The 15,823-nt window shown below is 72.7% G+C and carries 16 protein-coding genes; 13 read left to right on the top strand and 3 right to left on the bottom strand.

The genetic code is table 11. The annotated features are described in order from the left end of the window. Window positions 1-86 precede the first annotated feature (86 nt). A complete protein-coding gene (gene mppR, locus ACIBHY_RS33150; protein ID WP_397308755.1) occupies window positions 87-863 on the bottom strand; it encodes an enduracididine biosynthesis enzyme MppR in 777 nt (258 codons plus the stop codon). A 92-nt stretch (window positions 864-955) separates the two neighbouring features. On the opposite strand from mppR, the gene ACIBHY_RS33145 reads away from it, so the two are divergent. Next, the gene (locus tag ACIBHY_RS33145; RefSeq protein WP_397248330.1) at window positions 956-2,236 is read left to right on the top strand and encodes a sensor domain-containing protein; all 1,281 of its coding nucleotides are present in this window, start codon (window positions 956-958) and stop codon (window positions 2,234-2,236) included. Further along, complete coding sequence (locus tag ACIBHY_RS33140; RefSeq protein WP_397248332.1) at window positions 2,224-2,877, top strand: response regulator; 654 nt, start codon at window positions 2,224-2,226, stop codon at window positions 2,875-2,877. Before ACIBHY_RS33145 ends, ACIBHY_RS33140 begins: the two co-directional genes overlap by 13 nt. 7 nt (window positions 2,878-2,884) lie before the next feature. Here ACIBHY_RS33140 and ACIBHY_RS33135 read toward each other — a convergent pair whose 3' ends face one another. Both ACIBHY_RS33135 and ACIBHY_RS33130 read right to left on the bottom strand, forming a co-directional pair. Further along, window positions 2,885-4,834: an FtsX-like permease family protein gene (locus ACIBHY_RS33135; RefSeq protein WP_397308754.1), complete on the bottom strand. Its 1,950-nt coding sequence runs from the start codon at window positions 4,832-4,834 to the stop codon at window positions 2,885-2,887. After that, on the bottom strand, window positions 4,831-5,580 hold the full coding sequence (locus tag ACIBHY_RS33130; RefSeq protein ID WP_379618196.1) for an ABC transporter ATP-binding protein: 750 nt from the start codon (window positions 5,578-5,580) through the stop codon (window positions 4,831-4,833). The genes ACIBHY_RS33135 and ACIBHY_RS33130 overlap by 4 nt, the downstream gene beginning before the upstream one ends. Before the next feature lie 191 nt (window positions 5,581-5,771). On the opposite strand from ACIBHY_RS33130, the gene asnB reads away from it, so the two are divergent. From asnB to ACIBHY_RS33075, 11 genes are read left to right on the top strand one after another with little or no spacing between them, the layout of a single operon-like run. Then, entirely contained in the window at window positions 5,772-7,625 is a 1,854-nt protein-coding gene (asnB, locus tag ACIBHY_RS33125) for an asparagine synthase (glutamine-hydrolyzing) (protein WP_397248336.1), read from the top strand. A 19-nt stretch (window positions 7,626-7,644) separates the two neighbouring features. Further along, complete coding sequence (gene mppP, locus ACIBHY_RS33120; protein WP_397248338.1) at window positions 7,645-8,769, top strand: enduracididine biosynthesis enzyme MppP; 1,125 nt, start codon at window positions 7,645-7,647, stop codon at window positions 8,767-8,769. Then, a complete protein-coding gene (locus ACIBHY_RS33115; RefSeq protein WP_397248340.1) occupies window positions 8,766-9,884 on the top strand; it encodes a PLP-dependent aminotransferase family protein in 1,119 nt (372 codons plus the stop codon). Before mppP ends, ACIBHY_RS33115 begins: the two co-directional genes overlap by 4 nt. 2 nt (window positions 9,885-9,886) lie before the next feature. After that, the gene (locus ACIBHY_RS33110; RefSeq protein ID WP_184966897.1) at window positions 9,887-10,204 is read left to right on the top strand and encodes a TcmI family type II polyketide cyclase; all 318 of its coding nucleotides are present in this window, start codon (window positions 9,887-9,889) and stop codon (window positions 10,202-10,204) included. Between the two features lie 2 nt (window positions 10,205-10,206). Then, window positions 10,207-10,659 (top strand): SRPBCC family protein, encoded by a 453-nt coding sequence (locus ACIBHY_RS33105; protein WP_397308753.1) that lies wholly within the window; start codon window positions 10,207-10,209, stop codon window positions 10,657-10,659. 4 nt (window positions 10,660-10,663) lie between these two features. Then, on the top strand, window positions 10,664-11,128 hold the full coding sequence (locus ACIBHY_RS33100) for an anthrone oxygenase family protein (RefSeq protein WP_397248344.1): 465 nt from the start codon (window positions 10,664-10,666) through the stop codon (window positions 11,126-11,128). Then, on the top strand, window positions 11,125-11,700 hold the full coding sequence (locus tag ACIBHY_RS33095) for an antibiotic biosynthesis monooxygenase family protein (RefSeq protein ID WP_397248346.1): 576 nt from the start codon (window positions 11,125-11,127) through the stop codon (window positions 11,698-11,700). The genes ACIBHY_RS33100 and ACIBHY_RS33095 overlap by 4 nt, the downstream gene beginning before the upstream one ends. Window positions 11,701-11,709: 9 nt before the next feature. Beyond that, window positions 11,710-13,338 carry an acetyl-CoA carboxylase carboxyltransferase subunit alpha gene (locus ACIBHY_RS33090; RefSeq protein ID WP_397308751.1) on the top strand — a complete coding sequence of 543 codons (1,629 nt, stop codon included), beginning with the start codon at window positions 11,710-11,712 and terminating at the stop codon, window positions 13,336-13,338. Between the two features lie 4 nt (window positions 13,339-13,342). Beyond that, a complete protein-coding gene (locus ACIBHY_RS33085) occupies window positions 13,343-13,813 on the top strand; it encodes a biotin/lipoyl-containing protein (RefSeq protein ID WP_184966878.1) in 471 nt (156 codons plus the stop codon). Further along, window positions 13,810-15,159 carry an acetyl/propionyl/methylcrotonyl-CoA carboxylase subunit alpha gene (locus tag ACIBHY_RS33080; RefSeq protein ID WP_397248350.1) on the top strand — a complete coding sequence of 450 codons (1,350 nt, stop codon included), beginning with the start codon at window positions 13,810-13,812 and terminating at the stop codon, window positions 15,157-15,159. Before ACIBHY_RS33085 ends, ACIBHY_RS33080 begins: the two co-directional genes overlap by 4 nt. After that, on the top strand, window positions 15,156-15,815 hold the full coding sequence (locus tag ACIBHY_RS33075; protein ID WP_397308750.1) for a class I SAM-dependent methyltransferase: 660 nt from the start codon (window positions 15,156-15,158) through the stop codon (window positions 15,813-15,815). Before ACIBHY_RS33080 ends, ACIBHY_RS33075 begins: the two co-directional genes overlap by 4 nt. The last annotated feature ends 8 nt before the right edge of the window (window positions 15,816-15,823 follow it).

Here is a 15,823-nt window from a genome sequence, read left to right as displayed (position 1 = left end):
CCTTGAGCATGGAGAAGCCCCGGGACGGTGTTCCGTCCCGGGGCCCGCGTGTGCGCTCAGCCCAGCCGGCGGCCCTGTGCGTGCGCTCAGCCCAGCCGGCGGCCGCTCACCAGCGTCTCGGCGTAGCTGAAGGCGTATCCGGCGCCGACCTCGACCGGCGCCAGCGAGGCGAGGTCCTCGTCCGCGCCGGGCAGCAGCCGGAACGCGCCAGAGCCGCGCCACACCGGCCCGAACTCCACATCCCGCACCGACGAGGCGACGAGCTGGTACAGCGGCTTCTCGCCCGGCACCCAGGCCGGGAAGTGCCGGTTGTGCACCAGCGGCACCGTGTGCAGGTGCGGCGGCTCGGCGGGCTCGGCGAGCGTCACCGCCACCTCGGCCACCCGCCGGTCGCGCACCGCGAGGCTGGCGCTGAAGCGTCCGCCGGCGGCCATGCGCGGCCCCGCCCGGCCCACCTGGACCGGCCTGGTCAGGTGCACCGACCCGAACTGCTTCGGCATGCCCTGGACCCAGCCGCGCATCAGCGGCACCGCCTGGTCCACCCACGCATACGGGCAGCGCGCCATCGGCGACCCGCCGAACGAGCAGCCCAGCAGGATCAGAAACTCCGAGAACCGGCTGCCCGCCGGGTCCTCCAGCTCCGCGCCCGACTCCGAGCACCACTGCCACTCGGCGAACACCGCGGCCGCGGCCCCCGGGTCGGGCCCGAGTTCGAGCTCCGGTGGCAGGAAGCGGGCGGCGGCGGCCGGGTCGATGCGGTAGTCGACCATCACCACCTCGCCGGAGAAGTACCAGGGCGGCGAGGTGAGGGAGGAGGAGCTTCCGGACGGGGACAGCGGCAGGGAGTACCCGGTCAGCGTCATGTCCCGCAGCCTAGGAAGCGCCGGAGAGATCGGCAATGAGCCTCCATCCGGCCTGGCGCGGGCCACTAACCAGGCTCAATTCCCTCATTAGGATGAGGATCGTGGGGATCGAGGGCGGGCCGTGGGAAGGGCTGGTCAGCGCGCCGGCGCGGGTGCCGCTCAGCTCCCGGCCCTGGCGCTCGGTCGCCTACCTGCTCGGCGGCTTCCTCGTCGCGATCGTCTGGCTGGCCGGGACCGTCGTGCTGCTCGTGGTCGGCGTGGTGACCGTCCCCATCGTCGTCGGCGTGCCGCTGCTGCGCCTGCTGCCGCGCTGGGCCGAGACGCTCGGCCGGGTCGAGCGGGCCAGGCTGCGCCTGGTCGACGGCCGTCCGGCGCCTGATCCCCACAGCGGCCGCCATCGTGGCAGGCCGCTGCTGCGTGAGGCGGCCACGTGGCGCGAGGCCGGGCACGGGCTGCTGCTCTGCCTGCTCGGCCCGCTCAACGCCGTCGCCCTGCTGGTGCTCGCGCTGCTGGCCGGTGGCCCGCTGCTGGCCCCGTTCTGGCGCCTGCTGCCGTTCTCACCGTCGGCCAACCCGTCCTGGCAGAAGGTCACCTCCGACCCGGCGCTCGCGTGGGGGGCCTCGCTGGCCGGGCTGGTGCTGCTCGTCCTGGCCGCCTACCTGGTGACCGCCGTCGCGGCGGCCGAGGCCGGGCTGGCCCGTACGCTGCTCACGCAGCCGCCGGAGGAGGAGCTGGAGCTGCGGCTCATCGAGGTGGACCGCTCGCGGGCCCGGCTCGCCGACGCCTTCGACAGCGAGCGCCGCCGCCTCGAACGCGACCTGCACGACGGCACCCAGCAGCGGCTCACCGGGCTGATGATGACGCTCGGACTGGTCAAGATGGAGCTGGCAGGGGCTGACCCCGAGGCCAGGAAGCTGGTCGAGCGGGCCCACCGCGAGGCGGGGGAGACGCTGGCCGAGCTCCAGGACCTCGTACGCGGCATCCATCCGCCCATCCTCACCGACCGCGGGCTCGAAGGGGCGCTGGCCGAGGCGGCGGAGCGGTGTCCGGTGCCGGTGACCGTACGCGTGGAGACCTCGCACGGACGCCCGCCCGAGTCGGTGGAGTCGGCCCTGTACTTCGCGGGCTGCGAGGCGCTCACCAACCTCGCCAAGCACAGCGGCGCGAGCGGCGCCGAGCTGCTGCTGCGCGACGCGCCCGGCCGCATCGTGCTGCAGGTGAGCGACGACGGCGTCGGCGGCGCCGACACCGCCGCGGGCACCGGGCTGGTCGGGCTGGCCGACCGGGTGGCGGCGGTGGGCGGCACGGTCAGCCTGTCCAGCCCCGAAGGCGGGGGAACGACCCTGCGGGTGGAGGTTACGTGGACGTCGTGATCGCGGACGACGCGGTGCTGCTGCGCGAGGGGCTGCGCCACATCCTGGAGCGCTTCGGCCACCGGGTCGTGGCCTCCGTCGGCGACGCGCCGTCGTTACTGGCCGCCGTCGACCGGCACCTGCCGGACGTCGCGGTCGTGGACGTGCGGATGCCGCCCGGGTTCCGCGACGAGGGGCTGCGCGCGGCCCTGCGCATCCGCACCGAGCACCCGAAGGTGGCGGTGCTGGTGTTGTCGCAGTATGTCGAGCGCTCGTACGCGATGGAGCTGCTGGAGTCGGGTTCCGGGAGGGGCGTCGGCTACCTGCTGAAGAACCGGGTGGGCGAGATCGAGGACTTCCTCGACGCCGTCACCCGGGTGGCCGCGGGCGGCACCGCCATCGACCCGACCGTGGTGGTGCGCCTACTGGAGAACCGCCAGGACCCCGGCCTGGAGCGCCTCACGCCGCGCGAGCGCGAGGTGCTCGCGCTGATGGCCGAGGGCCGCTCCAACAGCGCGATCGCCCGCGAGCTCGTGGTCACCGAGGCGGCGGTGCTCAAGCACGTGGGCAACATCTTCGCCAAGTTGCTGCTGGAGCCGAGCGACGAGGAGCACCGCCGGGTCGCGGCGGTGCTCCGGTACCTGCGCGAGGGCGCCCGCTAAGCGGCCGCTAGGCGGCCGCCTCGGCCACGGAGGTACGGCGGCGCAGCAGCAGCGCCGTGGGCACCAGCGCGGACACGACCACGACCAGCGCGCAGGCCAGCGCCACCAGCCCCGCCTCGGCCCACGGGAACGCGGTGGGCACCTCAAGCCCGAGCCCGCCCAGCACGCCGCGCAGCCCCAGCACCGCCACCACGGTGACCGCGCCGCCGAGCAGCACGCCCGTGGCGGCCACGCACAACGCCTCCCACAGCGCCATCCGCAGCACCTGCGCCCGCCGCGCGCCCAGGAACAGCAGCCGCGCGAACTCCCCGCGCCGCGCCCCGAACGACAGCGCCGAGGTGTTGGCCACCGCGATCAGCGTGTACGCAACGGCGAACCCGGCCAGCGCGATGGCCCCGATGCGCATGCCCTCCTGCCGGGCCCCGCTCACCATGGTCATGATCTCCACGGTGTCGAACACCTTCAGCTTGGGCCAGCGCTTCTCCAACTCGGCGCGGATCGCCGCGGGCCGGTCGGCGGACACGTGCACGGCGCTCCAGCCCGCGTTCTCGCCCTGCAGCAGGCCGGTCGGCACGAGCAGCCCGCCGCCCAGCGGGGACCCCTCGTAGAGCGCGGCCAGCCGCGGCGTGGCCTTCATCCCGCCCATGAGCCCCAGCTCCACCTTTTCGCCGAGCCGCCACCCGAGCGCCGCGGCCTGCCGTCGGTCGGCGGCCACCGCGCCCTCGCGCAGCGCCTCCAGGCTGCCCTCGACCTTGGTGAGGTTCATGACCTCGCCGATCCCGGCCGGGTCCACGCCCTGCGCGGGCACCGTGCGGGTGGTGCGGTTGGCGTGCACCTCCACCTGTCCCGACGTCACCGGTACGGCCGCGCCCACCCCGGCCCGCCCACCCAGCCACCGGGCCGCCTCGGCGCTCCCGGCGCCGGACACGACCAGGTCGGAGCGCCACACCTGCCTGGCGTCTGCGGCCATCGCCTCGCCGAGCAGCGTGGTGCCGCCGAGCAGCGACCCGGCCAGCCCGACCGTGATGAGCACCGGCGCGGCGGTGGCCGCGGTGCGCCGGGCCGCCATCCGCACGTTCTCCCTGGCCAGCTCGCCGGTGGCGGCGGTCCAGCGGGCCAGCGGCGCGGCCACCAGCGCGCTGGTCCAGGAGGCGAAGACCGGTGACAGCAGCGCGAAGCCGATCACCAGCGGCATCGAGACGAACATGGTCAGCGGCATCCGCCCGTCCGGCGGCGCCACCGGCACCAGGGCCAGCATGCCGCCGCCGGCCGCCAGCGCGGCCAGCCCGCCCAGCCAGCGGCCCTTGCCGATCGGCTGGTCGGCCAGGGCCGCGGCGCGCAGCGCCTCGACGGGGCGGACGGCGGCGGCCCGGCGGGCGGCGGCCACCGTGGCGACCAGGCCCACGAGCACCCCGGCGGCGAAGCAGCCGGCCAGCGCGCCCGGCGACAGGCTCGGGGTGAAGGCGGCGGGCAGGAGCTCCTGCGAGCGCAGCAGCGCCGCCATCGCGGCCATGAGCGGCCCGGCCAGCAGCACGCCCAGCGTGGAGGCCAGGATCGCGGCGAACGTCGACTCGGCCAGCACCATCCACCGCACCTGCTGGGGCGCGGCGCCGACGGTGCGCAGCACGGCCAGTTCCTTGCGCCGCTGGGCGACGATGAAGGCGAAGGTCCCGGCCACCACGAAGACGGTGACGAAGGCGCCGATCACGGCCAGCATGACCAGCAGCGCGCCGGATTCCGACACGGCCCGCCGTACCGCCTCGGGGGTCTCGGGCGGGAGGGCGGAGCCGGAGGCCAGCATCGAGGTCGCGCCGCCCGCGAAGGCGACGCCCAGGGCGAGCGCGATCACCGCGCCCGCGAAACCGGAGACGCGGCTGCGCAGCGTGCGCCAGGCGACCGACAGCAGCGTGCGGGTGCGTACGCCCCGCCGCGCGGGGAGGGCGGAGATGGTGGTCACGCCGCCTCCAGTTCGGCCAGGCGGGCGGCAACCGTGCGGGAGCTGGGCTGACGCAGCTCATCCACCAGCAGGCCGTCGGACAGGAAGAGCACGCGGTCGGCGTGGGAGGCGGCGAACGGGTCGTGCGTCACCATCACCACGGTGTCGCCGCGCTCGTCGACCAGGCGGCGCAGCAGCGCCAGCACCTCGCGGCCGGACTTGCTGTCGAGGGCGCCGGTGGGCTCGTCGGCGAAGATCACTTCGGGCTGTGCGGCGATGGCGCGGGCGATGGCCACGCGCTGCTGCTGCCCGCCGGACAGTTCCGCCGGGCGGTGTCCCATGCGCTCGCCGAGGCCGACCAGCGTGAGCACCTCGCGGATCCACGCGCGCGGCGGGCGGCGGCCCGACAGGCGGATCGGGAGCGCCACGTTCTGGGCGGCGGTCAGCGAGGCGATGAGGTTGAAGGACTGGAAGACGAAGCCCAGGCGGTCACGGCGCAGCTCGGTGCGCTGGCGCTCGTTGAGCTCGCCCAGGTCGGCGCCGCCGATGAGCACCTTCCCGCCGGTCGGCTGGTCGAGCCCGGCGGTGCACTGCAGCAGCGTGGACTTGCCGGAGCCCGACGGGCCCATGATCGCGGTGAAGGAGCGGGCGGGGAAGGTGGTGCTGACCCCGCGCAGCGCGGCGACCTCGTTCGGTGCCTCGCCGTAGACGCGGGAGAGGTCGATCAGGCGTACGGCGTCCGTCGTCACGGTGGCGGTCTCTGTCATGGGTCCCAGTCAACCGAGATCGGGCGCGAAAGACCCGGGTGGCGACGAGAGATCCCGGGGTGGTGTCAGCACTACCACCGCCTGGACCAAGCGGGCTGGCTCCCGTCTGGATCACGGCTACAGGCCGCGCCGAAACCGGGTTGCCACCATACCGGGGCAAGCGTCCCCGAATCGCGCGGAGGAACTGGCGGATGGCCGGCATCGCAGGATGGGTGGATTTCCACCGTGATCTCGCATTGGACCGCAACATCGTGCTGGCGCAGCTCGGCGCGCTCGCGTGGCGCGGCTCGGACGGCGAGGGCCTGTGGGCCTCCTCGCGCGCCGTGCTCGGCCACCGGCGCAGAGCCGCGCTCGACCTGGGCGGCGGCGCCCAGCCCATGGCGCACGGCGGCGCCGTCCTCGCCTTCGACGGCGAGATCTACAACCACAACGCGCTACGGGCCGAGCTGAAGGCGCTCGGCCACACGTTCACCACCCGCAGTGACACCGAGGTGCTGCTGCACGCCTACCTGGAGTGGGGCGAGCGCTGCCCCGAGCACCTGGACGGCATGTTCGCCTTCGCGATCTGGGACAACAGCCGCGAGCGGCTGCTGCTGGTCCGCGACCGCATGGGCGTCAAGCCGATGTTCTACTACCCGACCGTCTCCGGCGTCGTCTTCGCCTCGGAGCCGAAGGGCGTGCTCGCCCACCCGCTCGTCGAGCGGGTGGCCGACCTCGACGGCCTGCGCGAGTTGCTCGCCTTCACCAGCAGCGTCGGCCGCAGCCCGGTCAAGGGCATGCGGCGCGTACGGCCCGGCGAGGTCGTCACCGTCAGCCGCTCCGGCGTCCACGAACACCTCTACTGGCGACTGGCGGCCAGGCCGCACACCGACGACCACGAGACCACCGTGGCCCGCATCCGCGAGCTGCTCGAACACTCGGTTGCCCAGCAACTCGACGCCGACGTCCCCGTGGGCGTGCTCCTGTCGGGCGGCCTCGACTCCAGCACGGTCGCCGCGATCGCCGCCAAGACCTTGGCCGATCGGGGGGCCGAGCGGGGCGACCGGCCGCTGCGCACGTTCACCGTCGGCTACCCCGGCGGCGCCGCCGGCGGCCCCGGGCCGATGCGGGCCGGTGAGGACGCGCCCTACGCCCGCGAGGTGGCCGCGCACATCGGCTCCGAGCACGAGTTCGTCGAACTGGACGGCGTCGCCGTCACCGACCCGGTGCTGCGGCGCACCGCGGTCGCCGCCCAGCAGGACCTGCCGGTCGCCGCGCCCCAGTTCCCCGCGTCCCTGCGGGCGCTGGCCAGGCGCGTCAGCGAGAAGGTCAGCGTCGTGCTGGCCGGCGAGCAGGCCGACACCGTCTTCGCCTCCTTCATGGGCATGGACCGGCCCGAGGTCGTCGCCGCCCAGACCTACCCGTGGGTCGCCGCCACCGCCCACCACCTGCCGCCCGACGGGCTCGGCACCGGGCTGTTCGCGCCCGACCTGCTCAAGGAGCTCGACGTGCCCGGCTACTGCGCCGACCGGTACCGCGAGGACCTGGCCGGCATGCCGTACTTGGAGGGGGAGGACCAGGACGAGCGGCGCATGCGCGAGATCTACTACCTGCACCTGCAGGGGTGGCAGGAGTTCGGCTGCGCGCTCGACGACGGCGTCAGCCTGGCCGGCGGGCTGGAGCTGCGCTGGCCGTTCTGCGACCACCAGCTCGTCGAATACCTCTTCAACGTGCCGTGGGCGATGAAGACCTTCGACGGCAAGCCCAAGAGCCTGCTCAGGGCGGCCGTCGCCGACCTGCTGCCCGCCTCCGTCCTGGAGCGGGGGCCCAGCCAGTTCCCCACCGGCCGCGACCCGGGGTACGCGCCGCTGCTGAAGTCGGAGCTCGGCCGGCTCCTCGACGACTCCGGCGCCCCCGTCCTGCCGCTCATCGACACGGGCAGGGCCAGGGCGCTGCTGGAGTCGCCGATCGAGCCCAAGCGGGCGTGGCGCGACCTGACCGACATGGAGTCGGTCCTGCAGATCAACCAATGGCTTGACCAGCACAGCATCCGGATTTCCCGGTAGAACACGACGGGGCGTAGAGATGATCTCGAGCAATGTCAACCTCACCGAACTCGAAATCCTGGCTCTCGACAGCGAGCTGAACGTGGCCGACGGCCACGCCCGCCAGGAGCTCAGCGACGGCCAGCAGCGCATCATCGACGAGCTGTCCACGCTCTTCCAGAAGGCCGCGATGCAGCCGATCGCCGACCTGGAGAGGACCGCCCACCGCACCTTCTTCCAGTTGCTCGGCCAGCACCGCTACCCCGTGGGCGACAACGCGGTGCTCAGCTGCTACGCCTCGTCCGTGGCCATGGAGATCCTGGCCAGGTCGCTGGTGACGACGTCGGACGCGGTCGGGCTGGTCCATCCGACCTTCGACAACATCCCCGACATCCTGCGCGGCGTGGGGCTGCGGCTGGTGCCGGTCGAGGAGGAGCCGCTGCACACCGGGGACCCGGCGCTGGCCGTACCGGAGGGGGTGGGGTGCGTTTTCATCACCACGCCCAACAACCCGACCGGCCGGGTGCTGTCGGCCCGGCGGCTGGCCGAGGTGGCCGAGGTGTGCAGGGAGCGCGACGTCGTGCTGGCCCTGGACACCTCCTTCCGCGGCTTCGACACCCGCGCCCACTACGACCACTACGCGGTGCTGGAGGCCAGCGGCTGCCGGTGGGTCGTCATCGAGGACACCGGCAAGCTCTGGGCGACGCTCGACCTCAAGGTCGGCCTGCTGGCCTACAGCCGCAACATCGGCCTGCCGATCCCCAAGATCTACTCCGACATCCTGCTCGGCGTCTCGCCGTTCATCCTGACCCTCGTCGAGCACTTCGCCGAGGACGCGGCCAACGGCGGTCTGTCCGACCTGCACGCCTTCATCGCCGAAGGCCGCGCGATCGTGCGAAGCGTCCTGGGCGACGTGCCCGGCGTCAGCTTCCCCGACCCCGACAGCCGCGTCAGCGTGGAGCGGGTCGACCTGGGCCACCTGAGCTGCGACGACATCTGGGACGAACTGCACAAGCGTCAGGTCTACGCGCTGCCCTGCACCCAGTTCCACTGGGCCGAGCCCGCCCGGGGCGACCGCTCCCTGCGCATCGCGCTGGCCAGGCCGCACAGCTCCATCCGCGCCGCGGCGGAAGAACTGCGCGCCGTCCTGCTGGCCGCGGGGTGAGCCCGTACTGGCGTACCGGAATCGTGCAGGACGTCGCGCCGCCCGGGATCACCGACCTGGCCCCCGGCTACCTCGACCCCGCCCTGCTCCCCGTGGACCTGCTCGCCGCCGCCTACGACAAGGCCTTCTCCCGGTACGGCCCCGCCGCCCTCACCTACGGCGAGAACCAGGGCGTCCAGCCCCTGCGCGAGGCCCTCGCCGAACGCGCAGGCTGCGGACCCGAGCACATCCTGATCACCGCGGGCACCTCCCACGCCCTGCACATGCTGGCCACCACGCTGGCCGAGCCGGGCGACGTGGTCCTGTGCGAGCCGACCGCCTACGACTACGGCAAGCAGATCTTCACCGACCGGGGGCTGCGCCTGGCCCCGTTCGCCGCCGACGACGCGGGACCGGAGCCGGACGCGCTGGCCGCCGCCATCCGCAGGCACCGGGCGGTGGGCAGGCGGATCGCGTTCGCCTACCTGATCCCCACCTTCCACAACCCGACCGGGCGGCTGGTGGGGGAGGAGCGGCGGCTGGCGCTGCTGGACGTGGCCCGCGAGCACGACGTCCTCGTCGTGGAGGACGACGCCTACGCCGAGCTGTGCCTGGACGAGCTGACCATGCCGGCGCCGATGGCCGCGCTGGCGGGCTATGAGGGAGTGGTCAGGCTCTGCTCGTTCGCCAAGACGCTCGGCCCGGGGCTGCGGCTCGGCTGGATGCTGGCCGCGCCGCCCATGGTCGCCGCGGCCGCCGCCGGCGGGCTGCTGTCCAGCGGCGGCGGGCTCAACCACCTGGCCTCGCTGGCGGTCACCACCCTCATCGAGGACGGCGGCTACGACACCAGGCTCACCATGCTCCGCAAGGAACTGGGCGCGCGCCGGGACGCCCTGGTCAAAGGCCTGGGCACGGCCTGCTTCGCCCGGCCGCCGCACGGCGGGTTCTTCCTGTGGGTGCGCGGCGCCAGCGAGGAGCACATGCTGGCCGCCGCCGCGCGGGCCAAGATCCGGGTGGCCGCGGGCTCCCGGTTCGGCCGGCCGCCGACGCCCGCCGTACGCCTGAGCTACAGCTTCAACCCCCCGGACACCCTCTTCCAGGCCGGCCGCCGGCTGACCCAACACCAGAAGGGATGACCATGCAGCGCACGCTCATCGTGGCGAAGATGGACGCGGCGAACGCCGACGCCGTCGCCGCCCTCTTCGCCAAGTCGGACGCCTCCGAGCTGCCCCACCTCATCGGGGCCTCGCGGCGCACCCTGTTCCGCTTCCACGACCTCTACTTCCACCTGGTCGAGGCCGGCGAGGACATCACCGACGGGCTCTACAAGGCCAGGAGCACGGAGCTCTACAAGGAGCTCAACACCGGCCTCAGCGAGTTCATCTCGCCCTACGACCCGAACTGGCGTGAGCCCAAGGACGCCATGGCCACGCCCTTCTACCACTGGGAGGCCTGATCATGGCCGGCCACACCGACAACGCCATCGACATCGCCGCCCCGCTCGACCTGGTCTGGAAGATGACCAACGACGTCGAGTCGTGGCCCGAGCTGTTCAGCGAGTACGCCGCCACCGAGATCCTCGCCCGCGACGGTCACACGATCAGGTTCCGGCTCACCATGCACCCCGACCCGCAGGGCAACACGTGGAGCTGGGTCTCCGAGCGCACCTCCGACCCCGAGACCAGGACCGTACGCGCCCACCGGGTCGAGACCGGCTGGTTCAAGTACATGAACCTCTTCTGGGAGTACACCGAGACCGCGCCCGGCCAGGTACGCATGCGCTGGGTCCAGGACTTCGAGATGAAGCCCGTCTCCCCGGTGGACGACGCCGCCATGCGCGAGCGCCTCAACACCAACACCGCTGTCCAGATGAAGCGGATCAAGGGCCTGGTCGAGCAGGCGGCGGGCTGAGCCGATGGGCGTCCTGGTCTCACAGATCTCCATCGCGCTGAGCGGCCTGGTCGCGGGCATGCTCCTGTGGTCGGCGATCGGCGGCGTGCCCTGGATGCGCCGCCTGCCCGCCGGCGAGTACGTGCGGCTGCACCAGTACTGGTCGCCCCGGTTCGACCCGCTCGGGCCGATCATGGTGGTCGGCGTGCTGGCGTGCGACGTCTACCTGCTGCTGGTCGCGCCCACCAAGGGCGCACGATACCTGCTCGGTACGCTCATCGCAGCACTGGTCGCGGTCATCGTGATCTCCGCGACCCGCAACGCCGTGCTGAAGAAGCGGGTCATGCGGCTCGACCCCGACGACCTGCCCGCCGACTGGTCGCAGCGCGACCCCCGTCCCGCCTTCGGCAAGTGGAACATGGTCAGGACCGTCATCACGGTGCTGGTCTTCCTCGGCAACGTCGAGGCCATGGCGGTGTACACGCTGTGACCTTCCGCGTGCTGCTCGACATCCAGGTACGGCCCGGCCAGGAGGACGCCTTCGAGCGCACCTGGCGCGAGGTCGCCGAGGGCATCGCCGCCCACCCCGCCAACCGGGGGCAGAGCCTGCTGCGCGGCGAGGGCGCCTACTACGTGATCACCGACTGGACCGACGAGTCCGCGTTCCGGCAATTCGAACTCAGCCCCGCGCACGTCGACAACCGCGCGCGGCTGGCCCCTTACCGAACAGGAGGCTCCATGGCCACCATGCCGACCGACCACGAGCGGGTCCGGGTCATCCTCTGGTACCGCGTGCCGAAGGAGGAGGTGCAGCCGCTGTCGAAGACGTACCAGCAGATCAGCGAGCAGCTCGTCGGCACCCCCGGCATGCTCGGCAACGAGCTCCTGCACTCCCAGGTGAACGAGACCACCATGGCCGTCACCAGCTACTGGGAGAGCGCCCAGCACCTTCAGGACTGGGTGCACAGCAGCAGCCACCGCCACACCAGCCCGCTGCGCCCCTACCTCGACACCGCCCGCGAGCAGCCCTACGAGACCTTCACCGTGGTCTCGGCGTTCTAGGAGGAAGTCGTGGAGGAGAGGTGGATCCACTGCCGGCGCTGCCAGGCGATGATCCATCACCGCCGGTTCGGCAGGGCGCTGGGCGTCTGCCCCGAGTGCGGGTGCCATCATCCCGTCACCGCGGGGCAGCGGGTGGAGCAGCTGCTCGACCCGGGCTCGTTCCGGCCCTTCGAGACGCCGGAGGTGGTGGAGGACCCGCTGGGGTTCGTCGACGCGGTGCCGTACCCGGACAGGGTCGCGGCGGCGCGGACGGCGACCGGCCTCGACGAGGCTGCCATCGGCGGACGCGGGACGATCGGCGGGCGGCCCATCGTGCTGGTCGTCATGGACTTCCGCTTCCTCGGCGGCAGCCTCGGCGCCGCCGTCGGGGAGCTGGTCACCCTCGCCGCCGAGACCGCGGCGGCCGAGCGGGCGCCGCTGGTCACCGTGACCGCCTCGGGCGGCGCCCGCATGCAGGAGGGCGTGATCGCGCTCATGCAGATGGCCAAGACCGCCCAGGCCTTCGCCGGTCTGGACGCGGCCGGGGTGCTGTCGGTCTCGGTGGTCGCCGATCCCACGTTCGGCGGGGTGGCCGCCTCGTTCGCGACGCTGGCCGACGTCATCCTCATCGAGCCGGGGGCGCGGCTGGGCTTCGCCGGGCCCCGGGTCATCCAGCAGACGATCAGGCAGGAGCTGCCGGAAGGCTTCCAGACGGCGGAGTTCCTGCTGGAGCACGGGATGGTCGACGCGATCGTGCCGCGCTCCGGGCTGCGCGCGACGCTGTCGTCACTGGTATCGGCTTCTTCGGGTGCTTCGCCGGCTTTCGAGGCTGTCGCGCCGTTCATCCCGCCGTCGCGTGAACCCTGGGATGTCGTACGGCTGGCGCGCGAGACCGGCCGCCCCACCACCGCCGACTACGCCGGCCTCGTCCTCGACGACTTCCTGCGCCTGCACGGCGACCGGGTCTTCGGCGACTCCCCGTCGATCGTGGCCGGCATCGGCCGCCTCGACGGCCTCCCGCTGATGCTCATCGGTCACCAGAAAGGCCACACCACCCGCGACCGCACGGCCTCCAACTTCGGCATGCCCTCACCCGAGGGCTACCGGATGGCCGGCCGGCTGATGCGCCTGGCCGACAAGCTCGGCCTGCCCGTCCTCACCCTCGTCGACACGCCCGGCGCCTACCCCGGCCTGTCCGCCGAGGAACGCGGCCAGGCACTGGCCATCGCCGAGAGCCAGCGGCTCATGGCCCAGCTCACCGTGCCCGTCGTCACCGTCGTCACCGGCGAGGGCGGCAGCGGCGGCGCGCTCGCGCTAGCCGTCGCCAACCGCGTCCTCATCAGCGCCAACGCCTGGTACTCCGTGATCACCCCAGAAGGGTGCGCCTCGATCCTGTGGAAGAGCGCCGCTGAGGCGCCGCGCGCCGCCGCCGCGCTCAAGGTCGAGGCGGGCGAACTGCTGCGGCTGCGCGTGGTGGACGCGGTCGTCGAGGAGCCCGACGGGGGCGCGCACACCGACCCCGCCAAGGCCGCCGCCCTGCTCGGCGCCGCCGTCCGCGCCGCCTTCGCCGAACTGCTCCCGCTGTCCGGCCCCGAACTGGTACGGCAGCGCCGCGACCGGTTCCGGCGCTTCGGCGTCCCAGAACTCACCCGGAGGTGAAACCATGACCGAGCTCCCCAACGACAGCGACTTCGACACGCTGTGCGAGGCGGCGACCAGACTGGTCTCCCTGCTGCCGCATCCGCCGGCCACGCTCAAGATCTCGCACGGGCTGGCCAGCGCCGAGCTGACCTGGAGCGACGGCTTCCCCGCCGTGGTGACCACGACGGTGGACCCGCCGCTTCCCGACGACGGGCACATCCAGGTGCGGGCCCCGCTCGTCGGCACCTTCTACCGGGCGCCCGAACCGGGGGCGGCGCCGTACGTCTCCGTCGGCGACACCGTCGAGGTCGGCCAGCAGATCGGGATCGTCGAGTCGATGAAGCTCATGAACCCGATCGTCGCCGAGGCCCCCGGCCGCGTCGTCGAGATCCCCGCGGCCGACGCGGCGCCGGTCGAGTACGACCAGCCGCTCGTGGTCATCGCGCCGGGCGATTCCTCGGCCTGCGACACCCTCTTCCCCGGGTCGCGATGATGTTCGGCACCGTGCTGATCGCCAACAGGGGCGAGATCGCGCTCCGGGTGGGGCGTACCTGCCGGGAACTCGGCATCAGGACCGTCGCCGTGCACTCCGCGGCCGACGCGCCGCCCGACTGGGCCGACCAGACCATCAGGATCGGCCCCGCCCCAGCCCGGCGCAGCTACCTCAACGCCGCCGCCCTCGTCGAGGCCGCCCTGCAGTCCGGCGCCGACGCCGTGCACCCCGGCTACGGATTCCTGTCGGAGGACGCGGAGTTCGCCCGCATCTGCGAGGAGTACGGACTCACGTTCATCGGCCCGTCCGCCGACGTCATCGAGGCCATGGGCGACAAAGCCGCCGCTCGCGCCACCATGAGCGCGGCCGGGGTGCCGGTCCTGCCCGGCAGCCTGCACGCGGTCGAGGAGGAAGAAGGCCGCCGGCTCGCCGACGAGGTCGGCTACCCGGTCGTCATCAAGGCCGTCGCCGGGGGCGGCGGGCGCGGCATGGCGATCGTGTACTCCGGCGACGACTTCTCCGGCTCCTACCGGCGGGTACGGGCCGAGGCCCAGCTCCTGTTCGGCGACGACCGGGTCTGCCTGGAGCGCTACCTGCGGGCCGCGCACCACGTGGAGATCCAGGTGATCTGCGACGCGCACGGCAACGCCGTACACCTGGGCGAACGTGACTGCTCCACCCAGCGGCGCCGTCAGAAGCTGCTGGAGGAGACCCCCTCGCCCGCCGTCGCGCCCGAGCTCGCCGAGCGGATGGCGCAGGCCGCGCTCGCCGGCGCCCGCGCCATCGGCTACCGCGGACTCGGCACCTTCGAGTTCCTCGTCGACGACGACACCGGCGACTACTTCTTCATCGAGACCAACTGCCGCATCCAGGTCGAACACCCCGTCACCGAACTCGTCACCGGCCTCGACCTGGTCAGCGAGCAACTCGCCGTCGCCTCCGGACACCCTCTGCCGTTCCGGCAGGAAGACGTCGTACGGCGGGGCGCGGCGCTCGAATGCCGCATCAACGCCGAAGATCCCGAGCGGAACTTCGCCCCCGCCCCCGGCCTCATCGAGGAGTTCACGCCGCCCGGCGGCCCGTTCGTCCGCGTGGACACCCACGTGCGGGCCGGAACCCGCATCCCGCCCGACTACGACCCCATGATCGCCAAGATCGTCACCTGGGGCGCCGACCGGGACCAGGCCATCGACCGCATGGACCGGGCCCTGTCCGAGCTGCGCGTCTCCGGGCCGGGACTGCGCACCAACGCCGCCTTCCTGCGCGAGGTGCTCGCCACCCCCGTCTTCCGCAAAGGCGCCCACACCACCGGCTTCATCGACCACCTCACCAAGGGAGAGACATGACGACCCTTCCGGATACCGAGATCAACCTCGTGCGCGACGAGAAAGGAGAGGTGACGCTCTACATCGGCGAAGTCCAGGCCATGCAGGGGTGGGAACGTTCCCTCATGTGGCGCTCCGCCGACCTGCTGTGCGAGCGCGGCGGCGAGTTCCTGGAGGTCGGCCTCGGGCTCGGCTACTCCGCCCTGCGCATCGCCGGGCGCGCCGACACCTACCGGCACACCGTCGTCGAGAAGCACCCCAAGGTCATCGAGCTGTTCCGCGAGGCCAACCCCGACGTGCCCGCCACCCTCGAGATCGTCGAAGCCGACTTCTTCGACCACGTGGACACCCTCCGGCCCGAAAGCTACGACGGCGTCTTCTTCGACCCCGAACTGCCCAAGGCCATCTTCGAGGACCGGGCCAGGCTCGACGCGTTCATGCCCAAGGTGGTGCGCGCGCTGCGCCCCGGCGGCACGTTCGTGCCCATGTTCTCCCTCGACGGCGACGTGCCCGACGCCGCCACCTGCACCGCGTCCGCCGCCACCATCCTCGAACGCTACCTGCGCTTCTTCGACCGCGTGGTCGTCGAGCGGCAGCCGTACCACGCCTATGCCACCACCGCCTACACGCCGAGCACCCGCGGCGACGCCTTCATCCTCTGCTTCACCAAGGACTAGGAGACAGC

Origin of the sequence: Nonomuraea sp. NPDC050547, from assembly GCF_044457345.1 — a bacterium.
Taxonomy (GTDB): Bacteria; Actinomycetota; Actinomycetes; order Streptosporangiales; family Streptosporangiaceae; genus Nonomuraea.
This window is presented reverse-complemented; position numbering and strand designations above follow the sequence as displayed.

Bases quoted from the DNA above. Each gene is read 5' to 3' on its own strand.
- mppR (WP_397308755.1), bottom strand. From the start codon at position 863: ATGACGCTGACCGGGTACTCCCTGCCGCTGTCCCCGTCCGGAAGCTCC.
- ACIBHY_RS33145 (WP_397248330.1), top strand. From the start codon at position 956: ATGAGGATCGTGGGGATCGAGGGCGGGCCGTGGGAAGGGCTGGTCAGC.
- ACIBHY_RS33130 (WP_379618196.1), bottom strand. From the start codon at position 5,580: ATGACAGAGACCGCCACCGTGACGACGGACGCCGTACGCCTGATCGAC.
- asnB (WP_397248336.1), top strand. From the start codon at position 5,772: ATGGCCGGCATCGCAGGATGGGTGGATTTCCACCGTGATCTCGCATTG.
- mppP (WP_397248338.1), top strand. From the start codon at position 7,645: ATGATCTCGAGCAATGTCAACCTCACCGAACTCGAAATCCTGGCTCTC.
- ACIBHY_RS33110 (WP_184966897.1), top strand. From the start codon at position 9,887: ATGCAGCGCACGCTCATCGTGGCGAAGATGGACGCGGCGAACGCCGAC.
- ACIBHY_RS33105 (WP_397308753.1), top strand. From the start codon at position 10,207: ATGGCCGGCCACACCGACAACGCCATCGACATCGCCGCCCCGCTCGAC.
- ACIBHY_RS33100 (WP_397248344.1), top strand. From the start codon at position 10,664: ATGGGCGTCCTGGTCTCACAGATCTCCATCGCGCTGAGCGGCCTGGTC.
- ACIBHY_RS33085 (WP_184966878.1), top strand. From the start codon at position 13,343: ATGACCGAGCTCCCCAACGACAGCGACTTCGACACGCTGTGCGAGGCG.
- ACIBHY_RS33080 (WP_397248350.1), top strand. From the start codon at position 13,810: ATGATGTTCGGCACCGTGCTGATCGCCAACAGGGGCGAGATCGCGCTC.
- ACIBHY_RS33075 (WP_397308750.1), top strand. From the start codon at position 15,156: ATGACGACCCTTCCGGATACCGAGATCAACCTCGTGCGCGACGAGAAA.